The 21133-nt window shown below is 67.7% G+C and carries 19 protein-coding genes; 5 read left to right on the top strand and 14 right to left on the bottom strand.

What is annotated here, in order from left to right; all coding sequences use genetic code 11:
* The first annotated feature begins 3 nt into the window (after positions 1-3).
* The 4 genes from E6K79_09915 to E6K79_09900 are packed head-to-tail and all read left to right on the top strand — an operon-like array spanning position 4 to position 5472.
* Complete coding sequence (locus tag E6K79_09915) at positions 4-1434, top strand: sigma-54-dependent Fis family transcriptional regulator (GenBank protein ID TMQ63550.1); 1431 nt, start codon at positions 4-6, stop codon at positions 1432-1434.
* Complete coding sequence (locus E6K79_09910) at positions 1409-1939, top strand: hypothetical protein (GenBank protein TMQ63549.1); 531 nt, start codon at positions 1409-1411, stop codon at positions 1937-1939. The genes E6K79_09915 and E6K79_09910 overlap by 26 nt, the downstream gene beginning before the upstream one ends.
* 16 nt (positions 1940-1955) lie before the next feature.
* Positions 1956-2924, top strand: coding sequence for a hypothetical protein (locus tag E6K79_09905; protein TMQ63548.1), 969 nt, complete (start codon positions 1956-1958; stop codon positions 2922-2924).
* Positions 2908-5472 (top strand): leucine--tRNA ligase, encoded by a 2565-nt coding sequence (locus tag E6K79_09900; GenBank protein TMQ63547.1) that lies wholly within the window; start codon positions 2908-2910, stop codon positions 5470-5472. The genes E6K79_09905 and E6K79_09900 overlap by 17 nt, the downstream gene beginning before the upstream one ends.
* 158 nt (positions 5473-5630) lie before the next feature.
* Here E6K79_09900 and E6K79_09895 read toward each other — a convergent pair whose 3' ends face one another.
* The 11 genes from E6K79_09895 to uvrC form a co-directional block, all read right to left on the bottom strand.
* On the bottom strand, positions 5631-6026 hold the full coding sequence (locus E6K79_09895) for a hypothetical protein (protein TMQ63546.1): 396 nt from the start codon (positions 6024-6026) through the stop codon (positions 5631-5633).
* Positions 6026-6403, bottom strand: a complete 378-nt coding sequence (locus tag E6K79_09890; GenBank protein ID TMQ63545.1) for a hypothetical protein — start codon at positions 6401-6403, stop codon at positions 6026-6028. Before E6K79_09890 ends, E6K79_09895 begins: the two co-directional genes overlap by 1 nt.
* A gap of 89 nt (positions 6404-6492) precedes the next feature.
* Positions 6493-8511 carry a hypothetical protein gene (locus E6K79_09885; protein TMQ63544.1) on the bottom strand — a complete coding sequence of 673 codons (2019 nt, stop codon included), beginning with the start codon at positions 8509-8511 and terminating at the stop codon, positions 6493-6495.
* 12 nt (positions 8512-8523) lie between these two features.
* A complete protein-coding gene (locus E6K79_09880; GenBank protein TMQ63543.1) occupies positions 8524-9225 on the bottom strand; it encodes a tetratricopeptide repeat protein in 702 nt (233 codons plus the stop codon).
* Between the two features lie 52 nt (positions 9226-9277).
* The gene (locus tag E6K79_09875; GenBank protein TMQ63542.1) at positions 9278-10096 is read right to left on the bottom strand and encodes a hypothetical protein; all 819 of its coding nucleotides are present in this window, start codon (positions 10094-10096) and stop codon (positions 9278-9280) included.
* Positions 10083-12077: an ATP-dependent helicase gene (locus E6K79_09870; GenBank protein TMQ63541.1), complete on the bottom strand. Its 1995-nt coding sequence runs from the start codon at positions 12075-12077 to the stop codon at positions 10083-10085. The genes E6K79_09875 and E6K79_09870 overlap by 14 nt, the downstream gene beginning before the upstream one ends.
* The gene (locus tag E6K79_09865) at positions 12074-13459 is read right to left on the bottom strand and encodes an MBL fold metallo-hydrolase (GenBank protein ID TMQ63540.1); all 1386 of its coding nucleotides are present in this window, start codon (positions 13457-13459) and stop codon (positions 12074-12076) included. The genes E6K79_09870 and E6K79_09865 overlap by 4 nt, the downstream gene beginning before the upstream one ends.
* 6 nt (positions 13460-13465) lie before the next feature.
* Entirely contained in the window at positions 13466-14182 is a 717-nt protein-coding gene (locus E6K79_09860; GenBank protein ID TMQ63539.1) for a porin family protein, read from the bottom strand.
* Between the two features lie 27 nt (positions 14183-14209).
* Entirely contained in the window at positions 14210-15139 is a 930-nt protein-coding gene (gene xerD / locus E6K79_09855; GenBank protein ID TMQ63538.1) for a site-specific tyrosine recombinase XerD, read from the bottom strand.
* The gene (locus E6K79_09850) at positions 15136-15744 is read right to left on the bottom strand and encodes a methylated-DNA--[protein]-cysteine S-methyltransferase (protein TMQ63537.1); all 609 of its coding nucleotides are present in this window, start codon (positions 15742-15744) and stop codon (positions 15136-15138) included. The genes xerD and E6K79_09850 overlap by 4 nt, the downstream gene beginning before the upstream one ends.
* Positions 15741-17633, bottom strand: a complete 1893-nt coding sequence (uvrC, locus tag E6K79_09845) for an excinuclease ABC subunit UvrC (protein ID TMQ63536.1) — start codon at positions 17631-17633, stop codon at positions 15741-15743. The genes E6K79_09850 and uvrC overlap by 4 nt, the downstream gene beginning before the upstream one ends.
* 104 nt (positions 17634-17737) lie before the next feature.
* On the opposite strand from uvrC, the gene rpsT reads away from it, so the two are divergent.
* Positions 17738-17995: a 30S ribosomal protein S20 gene (rpsT, locus tag E6K79_09840; protein ID TMQ63535.1), complete on the top strand. Its 258-nt coding sequence runs from the start codon at positions 17738-17740 to the stop codon at positions 17993-17995.
* Here the strand turns inward: rpsT and E6K79_09835 are convergent.
* From E6K79_09835 to dapB, 3 genes are read right to left on the bottom strand one after another with little or no spacing between them, the layout of a single operon-like run.
* A complete protein-coding gene (locus E6K79_09835) occupies positions 17967-19697 on the bottom strand; it encodes a proline--tRNA ligase (GenBank protein TMQ63534.1) in 1731 nt (576 codons plus the stop codon). The two genes, rpsT and E6K79_09835, sit on opposite strands and share 29 nt — an antisense overlap.
* 10 nt (positions 19698-19707) lie before the next feature.
* The gene (locus E6K79_09830) at positions 19708-20355 is read right to left on the bottom strand and encodes a hypothetical protein (GenBank protein ID TMQ63533.1); all 648 of its coding nucleotides are present in this window, start codon (positions 20353-20355) and stop codon (positions 19708-19710) included.
* Complete coding sequence (gene dapB / locus E6K79_09825) at positions 20352-21125, bottom strand: 4-hydroxy-tetrahydrodipicolinate reductase (GenBank protein ID TMQ63532.1); 774 nt, start codon at positions 21123-21125, stop codon at positions 20352-20354. Before dapB ends, E6K79_09830 begins: the two co-directional genes overlap by 4 nt.
* Positions 21126-21133: the final 8 nt, after the last annotated feature.

Below are 21133 nucleotides of genomic sequence, written 5' to 3'. Positions count from 1 at the left end.
ACGATGGCCAAGGCTTCCATCCTGCTGATCGATGACGACGAGACGATCCGGTATTTCCTGCCGCGCGATCTGGAAGCAGAGGGGTTCCAGGTCACGACGGCCGAGACCGGCCAGGCCGCCATTCGAGCGCTCGAGCGCGAGCCCGCGGAGCTGGTCCTCCTCGACATCCGGCTCCCCGACATGACCGGGATCGAGCTGCTCCAGCGAATCCGGGAGCAGTGGCCCGACTCGATCGTGGTCATGCTCACCGGAGAGCCCGACCACGAGACGGCCGTCCAGGCGATGCGATTGGGAGCCCGCGATTACCTCACCAAGGGGAAGCCCATCCGGGACGAGCTACTCCTCGTCCTCGAGCGCGAGCTCTCCTCCCAGCAGCTCGGGCGGGAGGTGCGCCACCACCGCAAGGAGCGGATCGAGAAGTTCTCCAAGGATTTCGTCCGCGGCGAGAGCGCGGCGATGAAGAAGGTCTACGACATCGTCGACCAGGTGGCGGGCAGCGATTCGACGAGCGTTCTGATCGAGGGCGAGAGCGGCACGGGGAAGGAGCTGATCGCGCACTGGATCCACGATCTCTCCGCGCGGCGGGACCGGCCCATGCTCGAGGTGAACTGCGCCGCGATCCCCCGCGAGCTCCTCGAATCGGAGCTCTTCGGGCACGAGAAGGGCGCGTTCACCGATGCGCGCCAGCAGAAGCAGGGCCTGCTCGAGCTCGCGAACGGCGGCACGCTCTTCCTCGACGAAGTGGGCGAGATGAGCCTCACGATCCAGGTGAAGCTGCTTCGCGTCCTCGAGCGGATGACCTTCAAGCGCGTCGGCGGAACGAAGGACATCACCGTGACCGTTCGCGTCATCTCGGCGACGAACCAGGATCTGGCCACGATGGTTCGAGAGCAGCGCTTCCGCGAAGATCTCTACTACCGGCTCAAGGTCGTGCCGATCCGCGTGCCCGCGCTTCGGGAGCGCCGCGAGGACATCCTCCCGCTCGCGAACCATTTTCTGAGCCAGTTCAATCGTGCCTTCAACAAGAGCTTTCAATCGATCGATCCCGAAGCCGACCGGATCCTCATCGCCTATCCGTGGCCGGGGAACATCCGCGAGCTTCGCAATCTCTTCGAGCGGATCGTCCTCCTGAACCAGGGGGATCGAATCCTCGCCCAGCACCTGAACGCGGCGATCGCCGTGCCGACGGCCCGACCCGGCTCCCGTCTGGAGAGTCTCCGCGAGGTGATTGAGTCGGGGCGTTTCCCAGAAGAGGGGATCGATCTCGAGAGCGCCTTGGGCGAGGTCGAGCGTCAGGCCATCGAGCGCGCGTTTCACTGGACGCAGGGAAATCAGAGCCGGACGGCGGCGCTCCTCCAGATGAAGCGCGACAAGCTTCGCTACCGGATGAAGCTCTACGGTTTCAACGATGCCACGACGAGCGACCTCGGCTAGCTGCCGCTGGCTGGGCGCGCTCCTCGTGGTCCTCGTCGCCTGCCCGCCCGGCTGCGGCTACACCGTCTCGAGCGTCCTCCCTTCATACATCCACACGATCGCGATCCCGACCTTCGCGAACAACACGGTGGAGCATGGCCTCGCCGACGACATCACCCAGGCCCTGATCAACTCCTTCCAAGCCGACCGACGCCTTACCTCCGAACGCGAGCGCGACGCCGATACGGTCCTGCGCGGCACCGTTCTCTCCTATCGGAATCGCGTTTATGCTTATACGTCTCAGGAGGTCGCGACCCAGTATGAAATACTACTTGCCGTGAAGGTGAGCCTTCACGACCAGGTGAAGAACCGCGAGATCTGGAAGGAGGATGCGTTGACCGTCCGCACCACCTACAGCGTCGTGCCCGTGGGCTCCGAGCCCGCCAAGACGGAGGTCGACGGCCGGAGGGACGTCATCCAGAAGCTCGCGGACCAGATCGTCAGCCGGACCGTCCAAGGATGGTGAGGCGCGGGGCGGCATCATGGTGATCCGGCGAGGAGCCCGGCTCGACGTCCCGCAGGCCGAGCGGCTTCTGGCAGGTCCAGCTTCGGGACTCCCTCCCCTCACGCTCGCGGCGGGGAGCGATGACTTCCTGAGAGACCGCGTGGTCGCCGCGTTCCGCGCCGGGGCCGCCGACGAAGGGGCCGATCTCTCCCGCCTGGAAGGGGACGATCTCTCCGCGGAGGAGCTGGCCGCGACCCTCACCTCGATCTCGCTCTTCAGCGATGCACGGCGAATTTGGATCCGCGAGGGATCGAAGATCGATCGGGCGACCGAAGAGGCGCTTCTGGCCTGGGTCGACGGGAGCGGGGAGGGCGTGCGCGTCCTCGTCACAACGACCCGCGAGATCTCGGAGCTGAAGCTCTTGCAATCCCTGGCCGAGAAGGCGGCGGTGGTCGCATGCGAAGCGGGACCCGCGGAGACACGCCGCTGGGTGGGGGAGCTGGCTCGAGAGGCATCGCTTCACCTCCCAGCGGGCGCCGCCGAGGCAATCGCGGCCCACGCCCCGAATCTTCTCGCGCTGAGCCGCGAGATGGAGAAGCTCCGGCTCCACGCGGCGGCGGACGGCAGCGTACCGGCCTCGGCCCTCAGCGTCCTCGCGGGCGCGCGCAGCGGAGCATCCGCGGAGCGGTGGGCCACGGCCGTCCTTTCGGGAGACGCGGCCCGCGCGCGCGCCGAGGCGGCGACCCTGGATGCGGAGGGCGTCGGGGGAACAAGCTGCCTCTGGGCGATCGCCGAGCGCGCCCTGGCAGCGCTCGACCCTCAACCCTCCTACGGGAGCTACCGGAAGGGCGGTACCAGTGGTGGGCCGGCGCTTCGGCCCGCGGAGGCCCGGAGGGCGCTCCACGTCGTGTACCAAGCGGACCGCGCGCTGAAGCGCGGGGAGATTCGGGACATGGAGATTCGGGACTACGTGGAGCACGGACTGACGGATGCCGGCCATGTCTGACGCGCGCGAGAAGACCCCGGCCTCGTCGCCTACCCCCGTCGAAGAGCACGACCGAACCGCGTACCCGTTCCGCGATATGGAGCGGCGCGCGCGCGCGCGCTGGCGCGACGAGGGCCTGTTCGAGATTCGCGACCCGATGTCGGCGAAGCGGCCCTTCTACAGCCTCAACATGTTCCCGTATCCCTCCGGAGATCTCCACGTCGGCCACGGGAGAAACTACATCCTGGGCGACGTCGTCGTGCGGCTGAAAACCATGCAGGGATACGACGTTCTCTCGCCGATGGGGTGGGACGCGTTCGGGCTGCCGGCCGAGAATGCGGCGATCGCCAATAACATCCCCCCCGCGATCTGGACCAAGCGAAACATCGCCCGCATGAAGGAGCAGCTGATCTCGTGGGGCCTGGTGTACGACTGGAACCGCGAGATCGCGTCCTACCTGCCCGATTACTACCGCTGGACGCAGTGGATCTTCCTCCAGCTCTACAAGCGCGGGCTCGCATATCGGGCGAAGAGCTCCGTGAATTGGTGTCCCACCGATCGGACCGTCCTGGCCAACGAGCAGGTGGTCGACGGGCGGTGCGAGCGGTGCGGCTCACAGGTCGAGACGCGCGAGCTGGAGCAATGGTTCTTCAAGATCACGGCCTACGCCGAGGCGCTGCTCCGGGATCTGGAAGGGCTGACGCACTGGCCCGAGAAGGTCCGCGTGATGCAGGCGAACTGGATCGGCCGGAGCGAGGGCGCCTCGATTCGCTTCGAGGTGAGCGGCTCGAAGGAGCCGATCGAGGTCTTCACCACGCGGCCCGACACGCTCTACGGGGCGACGTTCGTAGTGCTCGCCGCGGAGCACCCGCTCGTCAAGAAGCTCCACGACGGGGGCCAGCTGCCCGGTGAGGCTGCCGCGTTCGTCGAGCGCCTGCGCCGCCAGCGGGTCGAGAACCGATTCGCCGTGGAGACGGAGAAGGAAGGCTTCGCGACGGGACTCGCGGCCGTCCACCCTCTCACAGGGAAGCCGGTCCCTGTCTGGGTCGCGAACTACGTCCTGATGGGCTACGGCACCGGCGCGATCATGGCCGTCCCCGCGCACGATCAACGCGACTTCGAGTTCGCGCGCAGGTACGACCTACCGATCGTGGAGGTAATCCGGCCCGAGACCGGCGGCGGTTTCGACGGGAAGAGCGCGTACGAAGGGGAAGGCAACCTCGTGAACTCGGGCCCCCACGATGGGGTGTCGAGCGAGGAGGGGAAGCGCGCGGTGATCCGGGCCCTGGTTGAGAAGAAGGTCGGGGCGGCCAACGTGAACTACCGGCTCCGCGATTGGCTGATCTCCCGGCAGCGGTACTGGGGACCCCCGATCCCGGTGGTGTACTGCGCGAAGTGCGGCGTACAACCGGTTCCTGAGTCCGAGCTTCCGGTACTCCTGCCCGACCAGGTGGAGTTCAAGCCGACAGGGGAGTCGCCCCTGCTTTCGAACGAGAAGTTCCTGGCGGCGAAGTGCCCGAAATGCGGCGGTCCGGCCCGGCGCGAGACCGACACCATGGACACGTTCGTCGACTCGAGCTGGTACTTCCTGCGATTTCTGAATCCAAAGATGGAAGATGGTCCGTTTTCATCGGATGCAGTGAATCGGTGGCTCCCGGTCAACCAGTACATCGGGGGAGTCGAGCACGCCATCCTCCACCTGCTCTACTCGCGGTTCATCGTGAAGGTCCTCCGGGACATCGGGATGGTCTCCTTCGCCGAGCCGTTCGAGCGCCTCTTCACGCAGGGGATGATCACCAAGGCCGGGCACAAGATGTCGAAGTCCAAGGGAAACGTGGTCGCCCCGGACGCCCTGATCGAGCGGTATGGGGCCGACACGGTGCGGCTTTACACGCTCTTCATCGGCCCACCCGAGAAGGACGCCGAGTGGAACGACCGAGGCGTCGAGGGGGCGTACCGCTTCCTTACGCGGTACTGGAAGATGGTCGACCAATTCCTGGGGGCCACCGAGGATAAGGCCGCCGCAAGACGTCCCGCGACCGCCCGGGTCGCCGGGGTCTGGGCCACCGCCGGTCCCGCCCGCGACCTACGCCGCCGGGTCCATGAGGTGGCGACCCAGGTTCTGGACGACATGGACCGGCTTCACCTCAACACGGCGGTCAGCGGCCTCATGCAGCTAGTGAACGCGGTCCAGGACTACCATGCCACCGGGGGTGACATGCTGGCCCCCGAGGTCGCGGAGGCCGTGGATCTGGGGACCAGGCTCCTGGGCCCACTAGCCCCACATACGGCGGAGGGCGCCTGGGAGCGCCTAGGACACGCCGAGTCGATCTTCAAGGCACCATGGCCAGCGACCTCCCAGGAGGCCCTGGCGCGCGATCTGGAGCGCCTGGCGGTGCAGGTCAACGGGAAGGTCCGGTCCGAGGTCGAAGTCCCCGTAGGGGCTCCCACGGAGGCCATCCAGAAGACCGCCCTAGAGGACGCCAAGGTAAGGAAGTTCACCGAAGGCAAGGTAGTGGCTCAGGTGATCCACGTCCCAGGCCGCCTCGTGAACATCGTGGTGAAGTAGCGTCCGGAAGTCCGCCCAAGCACCAACTAGCTGTTCCACAAAGCAGGGCAGTCCACCGAGATACTATTAATGTCAACTTGCCCAACCCAAGGCTCCATGCCCGAGCAATCAGTTCTGGGCAAGTTGACATAATAGTTATTATACGACAAACACCGAGGTCAGACGCCCCCAGCGCCCGGCCGATCGTCGGCGCCGCCTCGCCCCGAGCTTCCCTCTGAGCCAGCCCCCGATTCCAGCGGCAGCCGGTCCCGTATCTGTTGGGCCAACGTGGTCAGCTTCTCGAGGACGTACCCGGTATGCCTCGTGTTCTCCTCGATCGCCAGGATCGCCTGAATCGACTGGGCCACCCAGAGCAGGTTCACGAAGATCAGGAGCCCCGATCCCGCGTAGCTGAGCCAGAAGACCAGCTCCTCGTGATTGCCTTGGAGAATGGCCCGGACGGCCGCCACCGGGGTGACCACGACGACGAGGGCCAGCACGATCCACGCGATCACCAGGAACACCTTGGAGAGCCGCCGGAGGAGCCAGAACCGCTTTTCGCCCGGGGTCGTCATTAGAATGGGACCTTTCCGATTGCGTCGCCCAGGTACGGGATCCGCGCCATCTCGCCGGTCGCGCCTTTGAGGACCCCGTAGATGGTCGCCGCGAGAAAGCCGAAGCCGAGAATGAACCGAGCCAGCGCGCCGATCAGAAATCCGAGGAGCGGAATGCGGCCCAGGGACGCGTCGTAGATCGCGAGCGCGACGCAGGCGATGACTTCGAGGAGGAAAAGGAGGAAACCCTGGCGGGCGTGAAAGCCGACGTAACGGTTGTCGGGCGCGCCGATGAGCCCGATAAAGCAGAGCCCGGGCAGGTACGCCACCGCGGCGAGGAGGCGGCCGCGTTCGATCTCCTCGCTGGAGATTGCTTCAGGGGACGGGTCCGTCGACACGGCGCACGAATAGCACGCCCCACCGAACGCGTCAAGGACACCGCCAGCGCCGTCAGCTCACGCGCGACTCTAGACGCAATCGGGACGGCCTAGACCTCAAACCATCCCGTGAGGGGCGCGACCTCCTCGGGTTCCCCGCCGCGTCTCAGCACGACACGAAATCGGACGCGATCGCCCGCCTCCGGGCCGAGCCGCGGGGCCGGAATCCGAATCTCGACCGCGTCCCCCACCGTGTACGTACCAGGCTCCGGTGCGCCGCCGGGCGGGCCCGCCTCCGTCCATTCGACCGGCCCCTTCCCAGCCTTGCCCAGAGGAGCCCGCGCCTCCCGCTCGGGCGGGCCCGCGAGCACGATCGCGACGGACGCGCCCGACTCTTCGCTAGCCTTCCGCGCCAGCTCGACCTGAATCCGGATCGCCTTCCCATCGGTGTCGTAGCGGATCGCGCGCACGGCCCCCGACACGCGGTGCGCTGTTCCCGCTGCCCCCTCCGGGCGATAAATCACCGCGGCCAACTTCCCGACCGGCGCCGCCTCGCGGAGGCTGGTTTGGAGCGAGGAAGGTGCATCCAGGCCGAGGGACCGGTACGCGCCGATCAACCTCGCGCGAAAGAGCCGGTCCAGCTCGTTCCGATGAGCGCTGGGATGGTCGTCACCGTACCACCAGAACCAATCGCTCCCTTCCGCCGCGTAGAGCTCCTCGAGCGCGCGCTCGGCCGCTTCTCGATTCGATTTCATGGCCGTGGCAACCGCGCCGCGAGCGGCGCCGAGCTCTTCCCACGCTCGGTTCTTTTCCGGGTGTCCGACCCAGATCCCGAGATCGGCGCGAATCCAAGAGCCGACCGGCACGCGCTCGAGTCGCTCCGTGGCGGGCACTCGCTCGAGCGCTTCGGACACCGTGACCGCCTCGATGTCCGGATCGTTCTGGAGTCGTTCGTAGAGCGCCGAGAGAAACGGGCGGCCGTCGTCCGGGTAGAACTCCCAGCAGTTCTCGCCGTCGAGAATCACCGTCACAACCGGCGACGAACGCGGCGGCACCGATCGCCCCGCTTCCCGCACGCGCCGCAGAAAATCGTCCGCGGCCTGCGCGGGATCCCAGCGCGCGTACGCAAAGCCGATCAGGTCGGACAGCGCGCGATCCCGAAAGACCATCCCGATCGGACCGGCGCCGGTCTCGACCCGGTACGGTCGATAGAGCGCGGCGGGCCAGTCCCGTCGCACTCCGTCTCGCTTCTGAAGCGCAGCCGAGAGAACCGCCTCGTCCGAAGCCGCCCACGCGAAGCCGGCCCCCGCGAGCACGGCGAGCGCCGCGTCGCTGACGGCTCCCTCCGGGGGCCACGTTCCGCGGGGAGCCGATCCAAACCGTCGCTCGTGGGAGGCACGCGCCCGACGCACCTGCTCGGCGGCGTCCTCGGGAGCGCGAAACGCCGGCGACGGGAGCCGCAGGGACGGCTCCACCTCCTTGGGGCTGTCGCTGTCGATCAGGAGCGGGAGAATCGGATGGTGATGGGCCGACGTGGAGAGCTCGATCTGGCCTGTGGCCGCGACCCCGCGATATTCGCCCGCGACATCGCGCGCGCAGGCGATCCCCCAATCGAGGAGCGCATTCTTTTCCGGTTCGGTGAATCCCCTTCCCTTCCGGAGGAGGGACCGGATCGGCTCCTCGTCGCGGTAGGAGGGATCGATCCAGGCGAGGTGGAACCAGACCTGGAGGTCCAGGAAATCCTGGGCTTCCCACGGGTCGCCCACGCGGCGGTGGAGGTCCCGATATGCTTCGTGCACCTCGAGCATGCGCTCGTGATTCAGATCGAAGAAACGCTCGCGGAGGAACCGGCGGTCATCCTCGCTCAGCTCCTTCGCGGAGCGGCGCGCCAGGGCGAGATAGCGGTCAGGCTCCCCTGCCCCGATCGCTTCGAGCTGATCGAGAAGGACAGGCGTGAGGTTGAACGTGGCGTGGACCCGCGGGTAGCCCCGGAGCAGGGCCGCCATGTCGCGGTAGTCCTTGGTGGCATGAAGCCGGGCCCACGGAAGCAGGAACGTCCCGGTCTCCGCGTCCCGGTAGCTCGGCTGGTGCATGTGCCACACCAGCGCGAGGCGGATCGGATCCGGCAAGGGCCGGCTCCGCTACGGAGTTTGTTGTGTCGCGGAGAGCTCGCCCAAGTGGACGTTCGCCGAGTCCAAGATCTGCTGCTCGACGCTCGGCAGATTCAAGATGGCGTGGTACACGTCCGAGGCCTTGGCCGTCTGGCCCGCGCGGAGAAGGCTGCGCGCTTGCGCGAGCATCGCGCGTCCCCGCTCGTTGTCCGTCTGGGAGCGACGGCCCGCATCGGCGTATGCGTTCGCCGCGGGTCCGAACTCGCCGGCGTCCTCGAGGGCGGTTCCGAGGGCGTAGTAGCCGAGCCGCGCCTTGGCGCGATCCCTGCCGGCCTTGTCGATGAACTTCCGATACCACGACACGGCTTCCGTGGGCTTCTTCTGCCCCATGTACGAGTCGCCCAGGTAGAGCATGGCTTCTCGGGCCGCATCGGTGCCCGGCTGGTTGTCGACGATCTCGCGAAGCATCGGCACGGCCGTGTCGTACTCGCCCTGATTCACCGCCAGCGACGCGCGGAAGAGATCGCCCGATGCCTTCTCCTCGGCCTTGGCCCGGGCCTGGCTCATGAAGAACGCGAGCAGCCCGAGGAGGGCCAGTGCGCCCCCCGCGACGAGGATGCGGCTCCCGTGGCGCTCCCACAGATCGGTCGCCTTGAACGCCGCGGTAACAAGCGGGTCTTCCTTCATCTGCCGCTTCGTGATCTTTTGGTGCTTCACGAGATGGGTGGACATGGTCCTCCTGTACGGGTCAGTTCCCTAGTCTACAGATGCGGTTCCTTGCCTGTCAAACCGCCTTCTGACCCCGAGACTCCGGCATGACGGAGAGAAGGGCCGCCGCGACCAGCCGCGCCTCGGTGTCGAGCGCGCGCTGGCGGACCGCCGCCGCGAGCTTTCGCTCCCAATCTTCCTTCAATTGAAGGATGCGCCCCGCTTCCCGGGCTTCGACGCGGCGGCGGCGGCCCGAGCGCTCCTCGGCGATCAGCGACCGGAAGTGGATGCTCAGGGTCCGCATCTCGCGGTGGAGCTCCCGCCGCATGCGATCCTCGTGGGGCCGAAGCTTGAAGCGGATGCGCGACTCGAGCTGCCGAAGCCCGCGGATCCAAGCGGCGGCGAGCAGCTCCGGGTCCGGGGCGGCAAGCGCCATGGCTTGCTCCGGCGTGGGCGGCCGAAATTCGCGATCGGCCGGGGCCCTCATTCCGCCGGCGGGGCCGACCGGGATTCGCTGGACGAGGAGCTCGTCCGCCAGATCGTCGCTGCCATAGCGGATCCGCCAGTGAAGTCGCACCCATTGGCGCTCCCGAGCGGGCGTCCCTTTCGGCGCCGGGACGCGCGCGAGGAGGCGGGTCACACACCCGTGAGACCGGCCCAGGAGCAGGATTCGCTCGGTCATCGCGGCGTCCATCTCCGCTCCCCGCGCGGCACGTCCGGCGGGAGCCGCGACCAACCGGACCCGGTCGGTCCCAAGGCTCTGTTCCAGATCCGCGGGGAGCAACGCCTCCCAGACCGAGCCGCGCTTCGCGACCGTGGCGCCCCTCGCCTCGAGAATCGCGGCCAGAATCTCCGGAAGCTCGCTCCGCGTATCCTGTCGCTTACGAATCGCCATCGTCCAACCCGTCGAGGAGCCGCCGGTCCAGCTCCTCCACAGCGTCGTATCGCTTCCGGCCGACCGAGAGCGCGGCGCCGAGCTTCCCGAACTCCCGCTCCATGTCGCGCTCGCCCCGAGCGTTCGCCCAGACGTTGAAGACCGCGTCATCGAACGACCCCGCCTCGGCGTACGGCCCCAGCACCATGTCCAGATCGCCGATCACGGAGCGGAACAGGTTGATCTTCTCGTGAACAATTTCCAATACATAGGCCTCGACCGTGTTTCGAGCCGAGAAATTGAAGACGTGCACGTCGTGCGTCTGTCCGAGCCGATGCAGCCGGCCGATCCGCTGCTCGATCCGCATCGGGTTCCACGGGAGGTCGTAGTTGACCAGGAAGTGGCAGAACTGGAGGTTTCGCCCTTCCCCGCCGGCCTCGGTGCTCACGAGGATCCGCGAGCGGTCGCGGAACTGCGCGATCGCTTCCTCCTTCTCGCGGAGGCTGAGGGCGCCGTGGAAGACGCTCGTCCGCACCCCCGCCGCCCGGAGGGAGCGCGCGAGGAACTCCAGCGTCGCGCGGAATTGCGTGAAAATGACGACCTTCTCCCGGGACGTCTCCACGAAGCGGGCGATTCCCTCGTACTTCGAGTTGGAGTCGATGGCGCGGGCCCGGCGCAGGAGCTCCTCCAGCTCCGTCCTGGCGGGGCCCGGCAGCTCGCGGACGAGAAGCTTTCCCAGCGTCGGCACGGCGGCGAAGGTGCTCGAGCCGATCTCCTTTTGGAGCGTGAGGAGCGTCAGCTTGATGGCGCCGCGGCGGGAATCCTTGTTCCCTTGAACCAGGCGCCGGACCAGGCGCGACACGTCGTCGTAGATCCCGCGCTCGGCCTCGGTCAAGTCGAAGAGGACGTTCGTCACCTCCCGCTTCGGGAAGCGGATCGACGTGCTCCTCCGCGTCGTCCGGATCATCGTCTCCCCCAGGAGCGTGGCGAGACGGCCGGTGTTCTGTGGCATCCGCCGGTCGCCGCGGCGCATGAACTCGCGTCCGAACGCCCTGTAGGTGCCGAGAAGCCCCGGGCGGAGGAGCTGGACCAGGTTGTAGAGCTCGTGGAGATCGTTCTGCACCGGCGTCGCCGTCAGGAGCAGGAGATAGCGCGGCGCGAGCCGGTCCAGGAATTTCCAGGCGAGGGTCTTCTGGTTCTTCAGCCGGTGCGCTTCGTCCACGATGACGAGGTCGAACGAGGCCGCCGCCACCTTGTCGCGATGGCGCAGGAGCTTGGCCGTGTCCATCGAGGCCAGCAGGAGCGGCTCCTCCCACCAGGCGGTCCCGTGCTTCAGCACCGCGAACTCCAGATCGAACTTCCGCCGGAGCTCCTGGTCCCACTGCTCGACCAGCGATGCCGGCACCAGGATGAGCGCGCGCTGGACGAGCCCGCGGAGCAGGTACTCCTTGAGGATCAACCCTGCCTCGATCGTCTTCCCCAGTCCGACCTCGTCGGCGAGAAGCGCGCGCCCGCGCATCCGGCGCAGGACCGTGATCGCTGCCTGGATCTGATGCTCGTACTTCTGGACGTCCCGGAGACGGTCGATGCAGAGGAGCCGGTCGAATCCCCTGTGGAGCGTGTACCGCTCGACCCGGAGACGAATCTCGTGATCCCGCGCCGGGTCGTACGGGCCCGCGACCAATCGCTGGAACAGCTCCTCGGCTCCCGCCGCGATCCGGAATTTCCCGCGGTTCGGAAACTCCGTGCCGAGGCGAAACGCCGGCGACGCGGAAGCGGCCGATACCGCCGGAGCCGAGGTGGCGCGCCCGACCCCGCGTGCCGGCTCGAGCGGGTAGAGCGACGTGAGTCTCCGGATTCCGTCGGCGAAAGCGATCTCGAGCACCTCGAAGCCGTCCCGCTCCCGCACTTCCACGATGAGCCCCTCGCCGAAGGCCCGGTGGATCACCCGATCCCCCACCCGGAAGCCCATCGATCGGACGCGGCCGCCGTCGCGCGTCAATGGAGCTCCCACGTCTCGCCCTCGTGCGGAATCCGGGCGAGGTCCTTGCGGGGGAGCCCGTCGCGGAGCGCTTCCGCGCGCTCCAGGTCGGCGTGCACGATCGCGATTCCCTTCGCCGCCCCGCACGAGGCCGCCTGCGCGACCAAATTGTCGTGGTCGGCGTGGGCGCTGAACCCGTTCAGGACGACCACCTTCGCGCGCACCGGGTGGAGCTCGCCGAAGATGCGCACCTCGGGCGCTCCTTCGACCAGCCGCCGTCCCAGCGTCCCGTCCGCCTGGTAGCCGATGATAACGACCGTGTTCCGTGGCTCTTCGATCGTATGCTTCAGGTGATGCAGGATCCGACCGCCTTCGCACATACCGGAGGCCGAGACCGTGATGAAGGTCCCCTTCTTGTCGTTGAGCTTCATTGAATCGGCGGCATCGCGGACCAGCGTCACGCGCCTGAGGCCGAGCGGATCGTCTCCCCGGCGAATCGCCGCGGCGGTCTCGTCGTCGAAGACCTCGGGGTGCATGCGCACGATCGACTGCACGTCCGCGGCGAGGGGACTGTCGACGTAGATCGGGATCTCCGGGAGCCGCTTGGCGCGGAAGAGCTGATCCAGCGCGTAGACCACATCCTGCGTGCGGCCGAGCGCGAAGGCGGGGATCACGATTCTCCCGGCCCGATCGAGCGCTTCCCGCACGACCGCCTCCAGCGAGGATCGGAGCTCCGCTTCTCCGGGATGCCGCTTCCCTCCGTAGGTCCCCTCCGTGATGAGGTAGTCGGCCTTGGGGAGCGGCACCGGATCCCGGAGGATCGGCCGTCCCGGACGGCCCATGTCGCCCGTGAAGACGAGAGAGCCGTCCGAGCCGTTCTCGCGCCACCGGAGTGAGACCGAGGCAGAGCCCGCGATGTGTCCCGCGTCGTGGAACGTCACGCCCAGGCCCGGGACCGGCTCGAACGGCTGCTCGTAGTCGTGGGAAACGAACCGGGTCAGGACCCGCGCCACGTCATCCAGGTCGTAGAGCGGCTCCACGAGCTGGCCGCGATTCCCGCGGCGGCGGCGGTTCAGCCATTCGGCGTCCTTGATCTGAATGTGGGCCGCGTCGGCGAGCATGACCCCGCAGAGATCGGCCGTCGTCCGCGTCGCGTGGATCGGCCCCTCGAACCCGCTCTTGCAGAGGAGCGGCAAGGCGCCGGAGTGGTCGATGTGCACGTGGGAGAGGACCACGGCATCGACCGCGGGGGCGGCGAACGGAAGCGCGCGGTTCCGGGCCTCCGACTCCGCCCTCCTGCCCTGGAAGAGGCCACAATCCAGGAGCACGCTCCCCGACCGTCCCGTCAGGAGGTGCTTGGAGCCGGTCACGGTGCGCGCGGCTCCCCAGAAGGTCACCCGCATCCCGGATCAGTCCCCGGGGTACAGGTGGATCCCCACGCAGATCTGCGCGAAGGATGTGAACTCGACGTTGCTGACCATCGCGTAGCCGCGGAGCGTGAAGTCGACGGAGAATCGCGGACGCACGAAGCTCTCCATGCCGGCGCCGGCGACCAGGTAGAGCCCCTCGTTCGCGCGGGCGCTCCCCAGCGATTTGTCGACGATATCGGGACTCGCATGGCCGAACCCCGCGATAAAGTACGGGTGGGCCTCCCGCTGCCGGTGGATGTAGAAGACTCCCTCCGCGGATACCGTGGTCATGACGACGACGCTGTCGCTCGCTCCGGGCGTCGTGGACGGACGACCACCCCGGTCATTGAACCTCTGGTTTTCAAAAGAGAACCCAAGCGCGAACGACGGCGTGATCATGTACCGGAAGCGAAACGCGTATCCCGGCCCGCTGTTGAAGCCGTCCGAGAGGCGCGACGTCCCGCGGACCACTCCGTAGGACCCCTGGATTCCGAGGCTGATCGTGTTCGGTCGTTGCCGGCGCAGGAGCGGTTTTCGCTCCGGCGTGACCGGGGCCGGCTGGTAGGCGTCCGACTCGAGGGCGAGCCAGTCGCGGCGAGGGCCTGGAGAGCCGCCCGCTTCCGCATGCGCAGCGCACGGAATCAGCACGGCCAGCGCGCCAAGCAGCAGCGCGCCGGCGCGCAAGCGCGCTACGACGAGAGCCCCTTCCACCATCATGAATTCCTCCGCATTCCGGCTTCGGGCTCAGGCCCTGGGGTGAAAGCGCGAGTGAACTTCCCGGAGATAGCTCCGGTCCAAATGCGTGTAGATCTGGGTCGTCTCGATCGAGCGGTGTCCCAGGATCTCCTGGACCACCCTCAGATCGCACCCGCCCTCGAGAAGGTGCGTGGCGCAGGAATGCCGGAGCGTGTGCGGAGAGACCGGTTGATCAATCCCCGCTGCGCGGGCGTACCCGCGCAGCAGCTTCCAGTACCCCATCCGGGTGAAGCAACGTCCCAATCGCGTCAGGAAGACCGCCCGCTCGCTTCGATCCCTGAGGAAGAGCGGGCGCGCCCCCTCCAGATACCGGACGAGCGCCCCGTGCGCCTTGCCGCCGTAGGGGACGATCCGCTCCCGCGACCGCTTCCCCGTGCACCGGATCAGCCGCTCCTCCAGGTCGATCTCCTCGAGCCGCAGTCGGACCAGCTCGGTGGCGCGAAGTCCCGTCGCATAGGCCACCTCGAGGAGGGCCCGATCGCGCGCCGCGGCCGGGGCCTCGCCGCGCGGAGCCGCCAAGAGCGCCTCCACCTGCCGCGTGTCGAGCACGTCGGGGAGCGGCCGCGTCCGGCGCGGCGACGCGACCTGCTGCGCGGGATTCTGCTCCGCGATTCCCCGCCGCCGGAGAAATTCGTGAAAGGAGCGGAGCGCGGCGATCTTCCTGGCGACGGTGGAGGCGGCCCACCCGGCGGCAGCCGCGTAATCCTCCACGTCGCGCGGCCGGATGGAGGCGATCTCCGAGATCCGCCTTCCGACGAGAAATCGATCGTACTGCTCGAGATCGCAGACGTAGGCGCGCACGGTGTTCTCGCTCAGACGGCGCTCCAGAGAGAGGTGGTCTCGAAAACGCGCGGCGTGGATGCCCAGCACGCTCTTTGGGCGGACGCGCTCCACCGTTTCACCAGGGGGACGCCTCATCGCTTGAAGAGAAACCGCCGGCGGGGCTTCATGGGAAGCTCCAGCTGACCGCGCTCCAGCTCGAGGAGGAACCGCTTCCAGGTGAGTCCTGATGAAAACCCGCCGATCGATCGATCGGCGTGAATGACGCGGTGGCAGGGGACGACGATCGGGACCGGGTTGGCCCCCAGGGCGTTCCCCACCGCGCGGGACGCGCGCGGGTAGCCGGCCAGGCGCGCCAGGTCCACGTAGGAAGCCGCGGTTCCATACGGGATCTTTCGGGCCGCTTCCCAAACGCGGCGCTGAAAGGGCGTGCCCGCCCCGAGATCGAGCGGGATTTCGAGACGCCGCTCGGTCCCGGTCAAGTAGCCCTCGATCAGACGGCGCACCGGATCGGTCCATCGCGGACGACGGATCAGCTTCCACCCCTTGGAGCGCATCTCGGCGCGCGTCGGGGCTTCCCGGCTCGAGAGACGGATCTCGCGTAGACCCGACTCCGTCGCGAGCACCCAGACCTTGCCCAGCGGCGCCCGGATCGTCGCCTGGGCCACCTCCTCGCGCTTCGCCTTCGCTTTCTTCTCGCTGGCACGCTTCGATTTCGCTTCCCGAGCACCCTTCGATTTCATTCCGCGCCCCCGCTCGCGCCCACCACCTCGAGGATGCGCGCCGCCATCCGCTCCCCGATCCCGGGCACCGCCGCGATGGTGCCGAGCGGCTGGCGCTTGAGCCGCGCCACCGAGCCGAACTGGCGCAGGAGGAGCGCGCGCCGCTTCGGCCCCAGGCCCGGGACGCGCTCGAGGGTGGACGTGCGGGCGGCCCGGCCGCGGAGCGACCGGTGATACGTGATCGCGAATCGGTGGGCCTCGTCGCGAATCCGCTGGAGGAGCTTGAGCGCGGGCGACCGACGCGAAAGCCGGAGCGGCTCGGTCCCCACTTGAACGATCTCCTCGAGACGCTTCGCGAGCCCGACGAAGGGCACGTTGGCCAGGGGAGAGCCCGCCGCGGCCTGGGTGGCCGCGTGGAGCTGCCCCATTCCCCCATCGATCAGCACCAGGTCCGCGGGTGCAATCTCCCCTTCGCGCACGCGGACCGCGTGCCTCGCGACCGCCTCCGCGATCGACGCGAAGTCGTCCTGGCCCTCGACGGTCCGGATCCGGTAGCGCCGGTATTCGTTCTTCGCCGGCTGCCCGTCCACGAACGTCACCATGGACGCTACGACGTGGGTTCCGAAGAGCTGCGACACATCGAAGCAGCGGATCCGCCGGGGCATCCGCTCGAGGTGGAGCGTGCGTTGGAGCTCGAGTGCCTCGTCGGCCGCGATTCCCTCCAAGGCCCGCCCCTTGCTCTCCCGTCCGCGGGAGACGAGGATGGCCGCGTTCCGCCGCGCGGTACGCAGCAGCGCGCGCTCCGCGGCGTCGCGGGGCTGGCGCACGCGCACCGGCGACTCCGCGACTTTGGAGAGAAACGCCCGAACCAGCTCCGCTTCCTCCGGATCGGTCTCCACCACCAGGGTCTCGGGGATCGACGCCGCGCTGGTGTACGCCAGGGTCACGTAGGCGCGAAGGAGATCGGCTTCCCCGGCGGCGGCGCCCCCGCGCAGCCACCGCACTTCACGCGCCACGACCCTTCTCTCCCGCACGCGCAGCACCACGACGGCACAGCGTTCTCCCTGCCGCGCGAGTCCCAGCACGTCCACCGAAGAGCCGCTCACGTCCACCATCCGCTGGCGCGCGAGCACCGATTCCAGCCGCCGCACTTGATCGCGCAGCTTCGCCGCTCGCTCGTATTCACGGCGCTCCGACGCCTCGCTCAACCACCCGCGGAGCTTCCCGACGACCTCCTCACGGCGCCCCGCGAGAAACTCGCAGAACTGGTCCACCATCGCGCGATATTCCTGGTGCGACTGGGCCGCGATGCAGGGCCCGGTGCAGTGGCCGATGTGGAACTCGAGGCATTCGCGCCGCGCGGCGATGTGGGCGTCGATGTCGGAGCACGACCGCATGGGAAAGATCGTCTGGGTCATTCGGAGGAGCTGGCGCAGCTCCTTCACCTCGGTGTAGGGGCCGAAGTACCGTGCCCCGTCCTTCTCCACGCGGCGGACGATCGAGAGCCGGGGATACGGCTCCTGCCACGAGACGCGGATGTAGGGATACCGTTTGTCGTCCTTGAGGTGGATGTTGTACGGGGGCTGCTGCTCCCGAACGAGCGTCGACTCTAGAATGAGCGCGTCGATCTCCGAGTCGACCGCGATGAACTCGACGTTCGCGACGCGGCGGATGAGGGCGACCTGCTTGGCACCGATGGCGGCGGGGTCTTGGAAGTGGGAGCGGACCCGCTGATCCAGCCGCTTCGCCTTTCCGACGTAGAGAAGATCCCCCCGCTGGTCCCGGAACAGGTAGACGCCGGGCTGGGCCGGGAGGGCCGCGATCGCGCGCTTCAGGTCGATCGAGACCGGATCGTCGGATTGGAGAGGGGGAGGAGCGTCGCCGCGCTGATTTGAGGAGCGCGATGGCATCGCGGCATTATATCACGCGGGCCCGGCTCCCTTGACAGGAGGGCGGAAGTCCTCTAGCCTAACGGACTTCGATGGCGTGTCCTCAACCCTTTCCGGAGGAATGAATGCCGCATCACAAGTCAGCGATCAAACGGATCCGCACCGCCAAGCGCGACCGGATCCGGAACACATCGATCAAGTCGGAGATTAAGAGTCTGCTTAAGAAAGCCCAGGAAAAGCCCGCCGATAAAGAGGTTGCAAGGCTCACGGTTTCCAAGCTCGACCGGGCCGTTCGGAAGGGCGTGATCCCGAAGGCGGTCGCGAATCGGAGGAAGTCCCGCCTCGCGCTGATGATCAACCGGGCTGGGAAGAAAGCTTCTTAAGCTCTTCCTTCACGCGGCGCTCGCACCGCTCCACCGCCTCGCCGACCGGCACGCGCTCGACCTCCCCGCTGCGCCGGTCCCTCAGCTCGACGATCCCGTCCTTGAGGCCCTTCTCGCCCACGGTCACCCGGAGCGGCATGCCGAGAAGGTCGGCGTCCTTGAACTTGGTGCCCGGCCGCTCATCCCGGTCGTCGTAGAGCACCTCGATCCCCCGCTCCGACAGCCCTTCGTAGATCGATTCCGCGGTGGTGCGGGTGGGCTCGTCTTTCAGATTCACCGCGACCACGTGGACCGCGAACGGCGCGATCGAAAACGGCCAGACGATCCCATTGTCGTCGTGGAGCTGCTCGATCACCGCGGCGACCGTCCGCGTGACGCCGATTCCGTACGTCCCCATCGTGATCGTCCGCTCCGCCCCCGCCGCGTCGAGGTATTTCGCCCCCATCGGCTCGGAATACCGCGTGCCGAGCTTGAACACGTGACCGACCTCGATTCCGCGGCTGACCCGCATCTCGTCCCCGCAGCGCGGGCATCGATCGCCGGCGCGCGCCGTCCCAAGATCGGCCCGCTCCTTGCCCTTCACGTCGCGGCCGACCCTCACGTTCAAGAGGTGCACGTCCTGTTTGTTCCCGCCGGTGACGTAGTTACGTCCTTCCGCGATCGCCTCATCCAAGATCGTCCGGATCTTGGCCTCGATTCCAACCGGCCCCGTGAAGCCGAGCGCCCCGCCCGTGAGCTGCTCGATCTCGGTCCCTGTGGCGAGGCGGATGGGCACTCCCCCGAGATACCGTGCGAGCTTCGCCTCGTTCAGGTCCCGATCGCCGGGAACGACGGCGAGCACCGGCTCGCTCCCCGCGAAGACGACGAGCGACTTGAGGAGACGGTCGGAGGCGACGCCCAGGAACGCCGCAACGTCCTCGACCGACTTCTTACCGGGCGTCTCTTTCGGTTCCAGCTTCCCTTCCGGCTCCGTGGCTGGCTTGGGCATCGCGTACTTCGCGCTGTCCGAGGAGGCCGCGTACCCGCAGGCCGACGAGAAGATCTGCGACTCGCCGGAATCCGCGGTGACCATGAACTCGTGGTTCACATCGCCTCCGATCGCGCCGGAGTCCGCTTCCACGACGACGAACGCTAGGCCGCAGCGCCGGAAGACGGCCGTGTAGGCCTGGCGCATCCGCTCGTACCCCTCGGCGAGCGACGCGTCGTCCGCGTGGAAGCTGTAGCCGTCCTTCATGGAGAATTCCCGGGCGCGCATGACCCCGAACCGGGGCCGCACCTCGTCCCGGAACTTGTCTTGGATCTGATAGAGGTTCATCGGGAGGTCGCGGTACGAGCGGACGTGGTTCCGCACGAGGTCGGTGATCGCCTCCTCGTGCGTCGGGCCGAGGACGAAGTCGCGCTGGTGCCGGTCGCGGATGCGGAAGAGCTCGGGGCCGTATTTCTCCCACCGCCCCGTCTCCATCCAGAGCTCCGCCGGCATGAGGATCGGCAGGTTGAGCTCCTGGCATCCCGCGCGATCCATCTCCTCGCGGATCACCTGCGCGACCTTCCGCGTCACACGCCAACCGAGCGGCAGCAGGCTGTAGATCCCCGCAGCGAGCTTGCGGAGAAGCCCCGCCCGGATCATCAGCTTGTGGCTGACGAGCTCGGCGTCGGCCGGATCTTCCTTGAGCGTGGGGATGAATGCCTGCGAGAAACGCATAGAGCAACGCCTATCTGGTCGGCGTTGCCGCGAGAGCGCTGTCCAGGAAGTCTACGTTCCGCCGTAGTTGCTCGATGCGAAGCAGCATCCGGACGATGCCTTCACGAGGCATGGGCATCCTCATGCCGGTCCGGGGGTTCCTCACAGTTCGTGTGGCGGCTTCGTGGATCAAACTCGAATCCGATGACACCTTTTCGCGAGGCGCCATGTTGCCCTCTACCACCCGCTTTCTCAGGGCAAGAAGCTTGGGCGTGGTCACCGGCATTCTGGAGTCCCAGGAGGCGAGCAGGCAATTCTGGAATTCGTCGAGGTAGTTATAGGCTTCGCGCAACCCTCCGGCGTAATTCCGCGCCCCCTTCTCGGACACATTCTTCCCTGTCCTCTTCTCGACAACCGCCCAAATCGCTTTCAGAGAATCCATATCGGCCGCGGTGTACGGTTGGGACAATCCCCTGCTCGACAGTCGATCCAGGGCCCGGGTCTCATCGTCCGACAACGCCGGCGGCCTCTCCACCGCATCCGGAGCCACATGCCTGCGGTCCAAAACGGCGTCCAAGTGGAATCTGACCGGCCGGAAGACCCGCCAGAGCACGCTCCCGATGAAGCCAAGCGTCGCGACCCCGGCGACAAGGATCACGGCCAACAGGGCCCTATTCACGCGCCCCCTTCCCGCAGCACGTCGTCGATCGTGTAGCTCCCCGGGGCGCGGCGGTGGAGGAAGCGCGCCGCACGGAGCGCGCCGCGCGCGAAGACCGAGCGGTCGTAGACCGTGTGAACGATCTCGAGCGTCTCCCCCGCGCCGCTCAGGACGACGCGGTGCGTGCCCGGGACGGTCCCCCCGCGGATCGAATGGATCGGGATCTCCCGTGCTTGCGGCCCCGCTCCCCCTCCCTCCGCTGGGCCACGCAAGAGCGCAGCAAGCGCCTTCGCGGTGCCGCTCGGCGCGTCCTTCTTCGTGCCGTGGTGGTGCTCGACGATCTCCGCCTGGAAGACCCCGCGCGCTGCAGGCGGAAGCGCGCGGAGAAGTGCCTGCGCGACGGCGATTCCGAGGCTCAGATTAGGCGCCCGGAGCACCGGCGCCCGCGTCGCGAGCGCCGTCAGCCGCGATTCGGTGGCCGCGTCCAACCCGGTCGTGGCGGCCACGAGCGCGTGCGGCCACTCCGAGAGGATCTCGACGAGCCGCGCCGTGCCCGCGGCCAGGCTGAAGTCGAGGATCACCAGATCGTCCGGGAGCCCGCTGCGCGACGCATCCTTCGAAAGCTCATCCGGCGTCAACCAGCTCGTGCCCCCCGAAGCAGGGGCCGCCGTCGGCTTTCGCGGGGCGACGCAGGCTCGAAGACGGAGCTCCGGGAACTCGGGAATGCACTCGCGCACGGCGCGCCCCATCCGGCCGGTCGCGCCGTAGAGGAGAAGCGGAACTTCGGCCACGCCCGGGG

This window comes from Candidatus Eisenbacteria bacterium, assembly GCA_005893305.1.
In the GTDB taxonomy this organism is placed as follows: domain Bacteria; phylum Eisenbacteria; class RBG-16-71-46; order SZUA-252; family SZUA-252; genus WS-9.
This window is presented reverse-complemented; position numbering and strand designations above follow the sequence as displayed.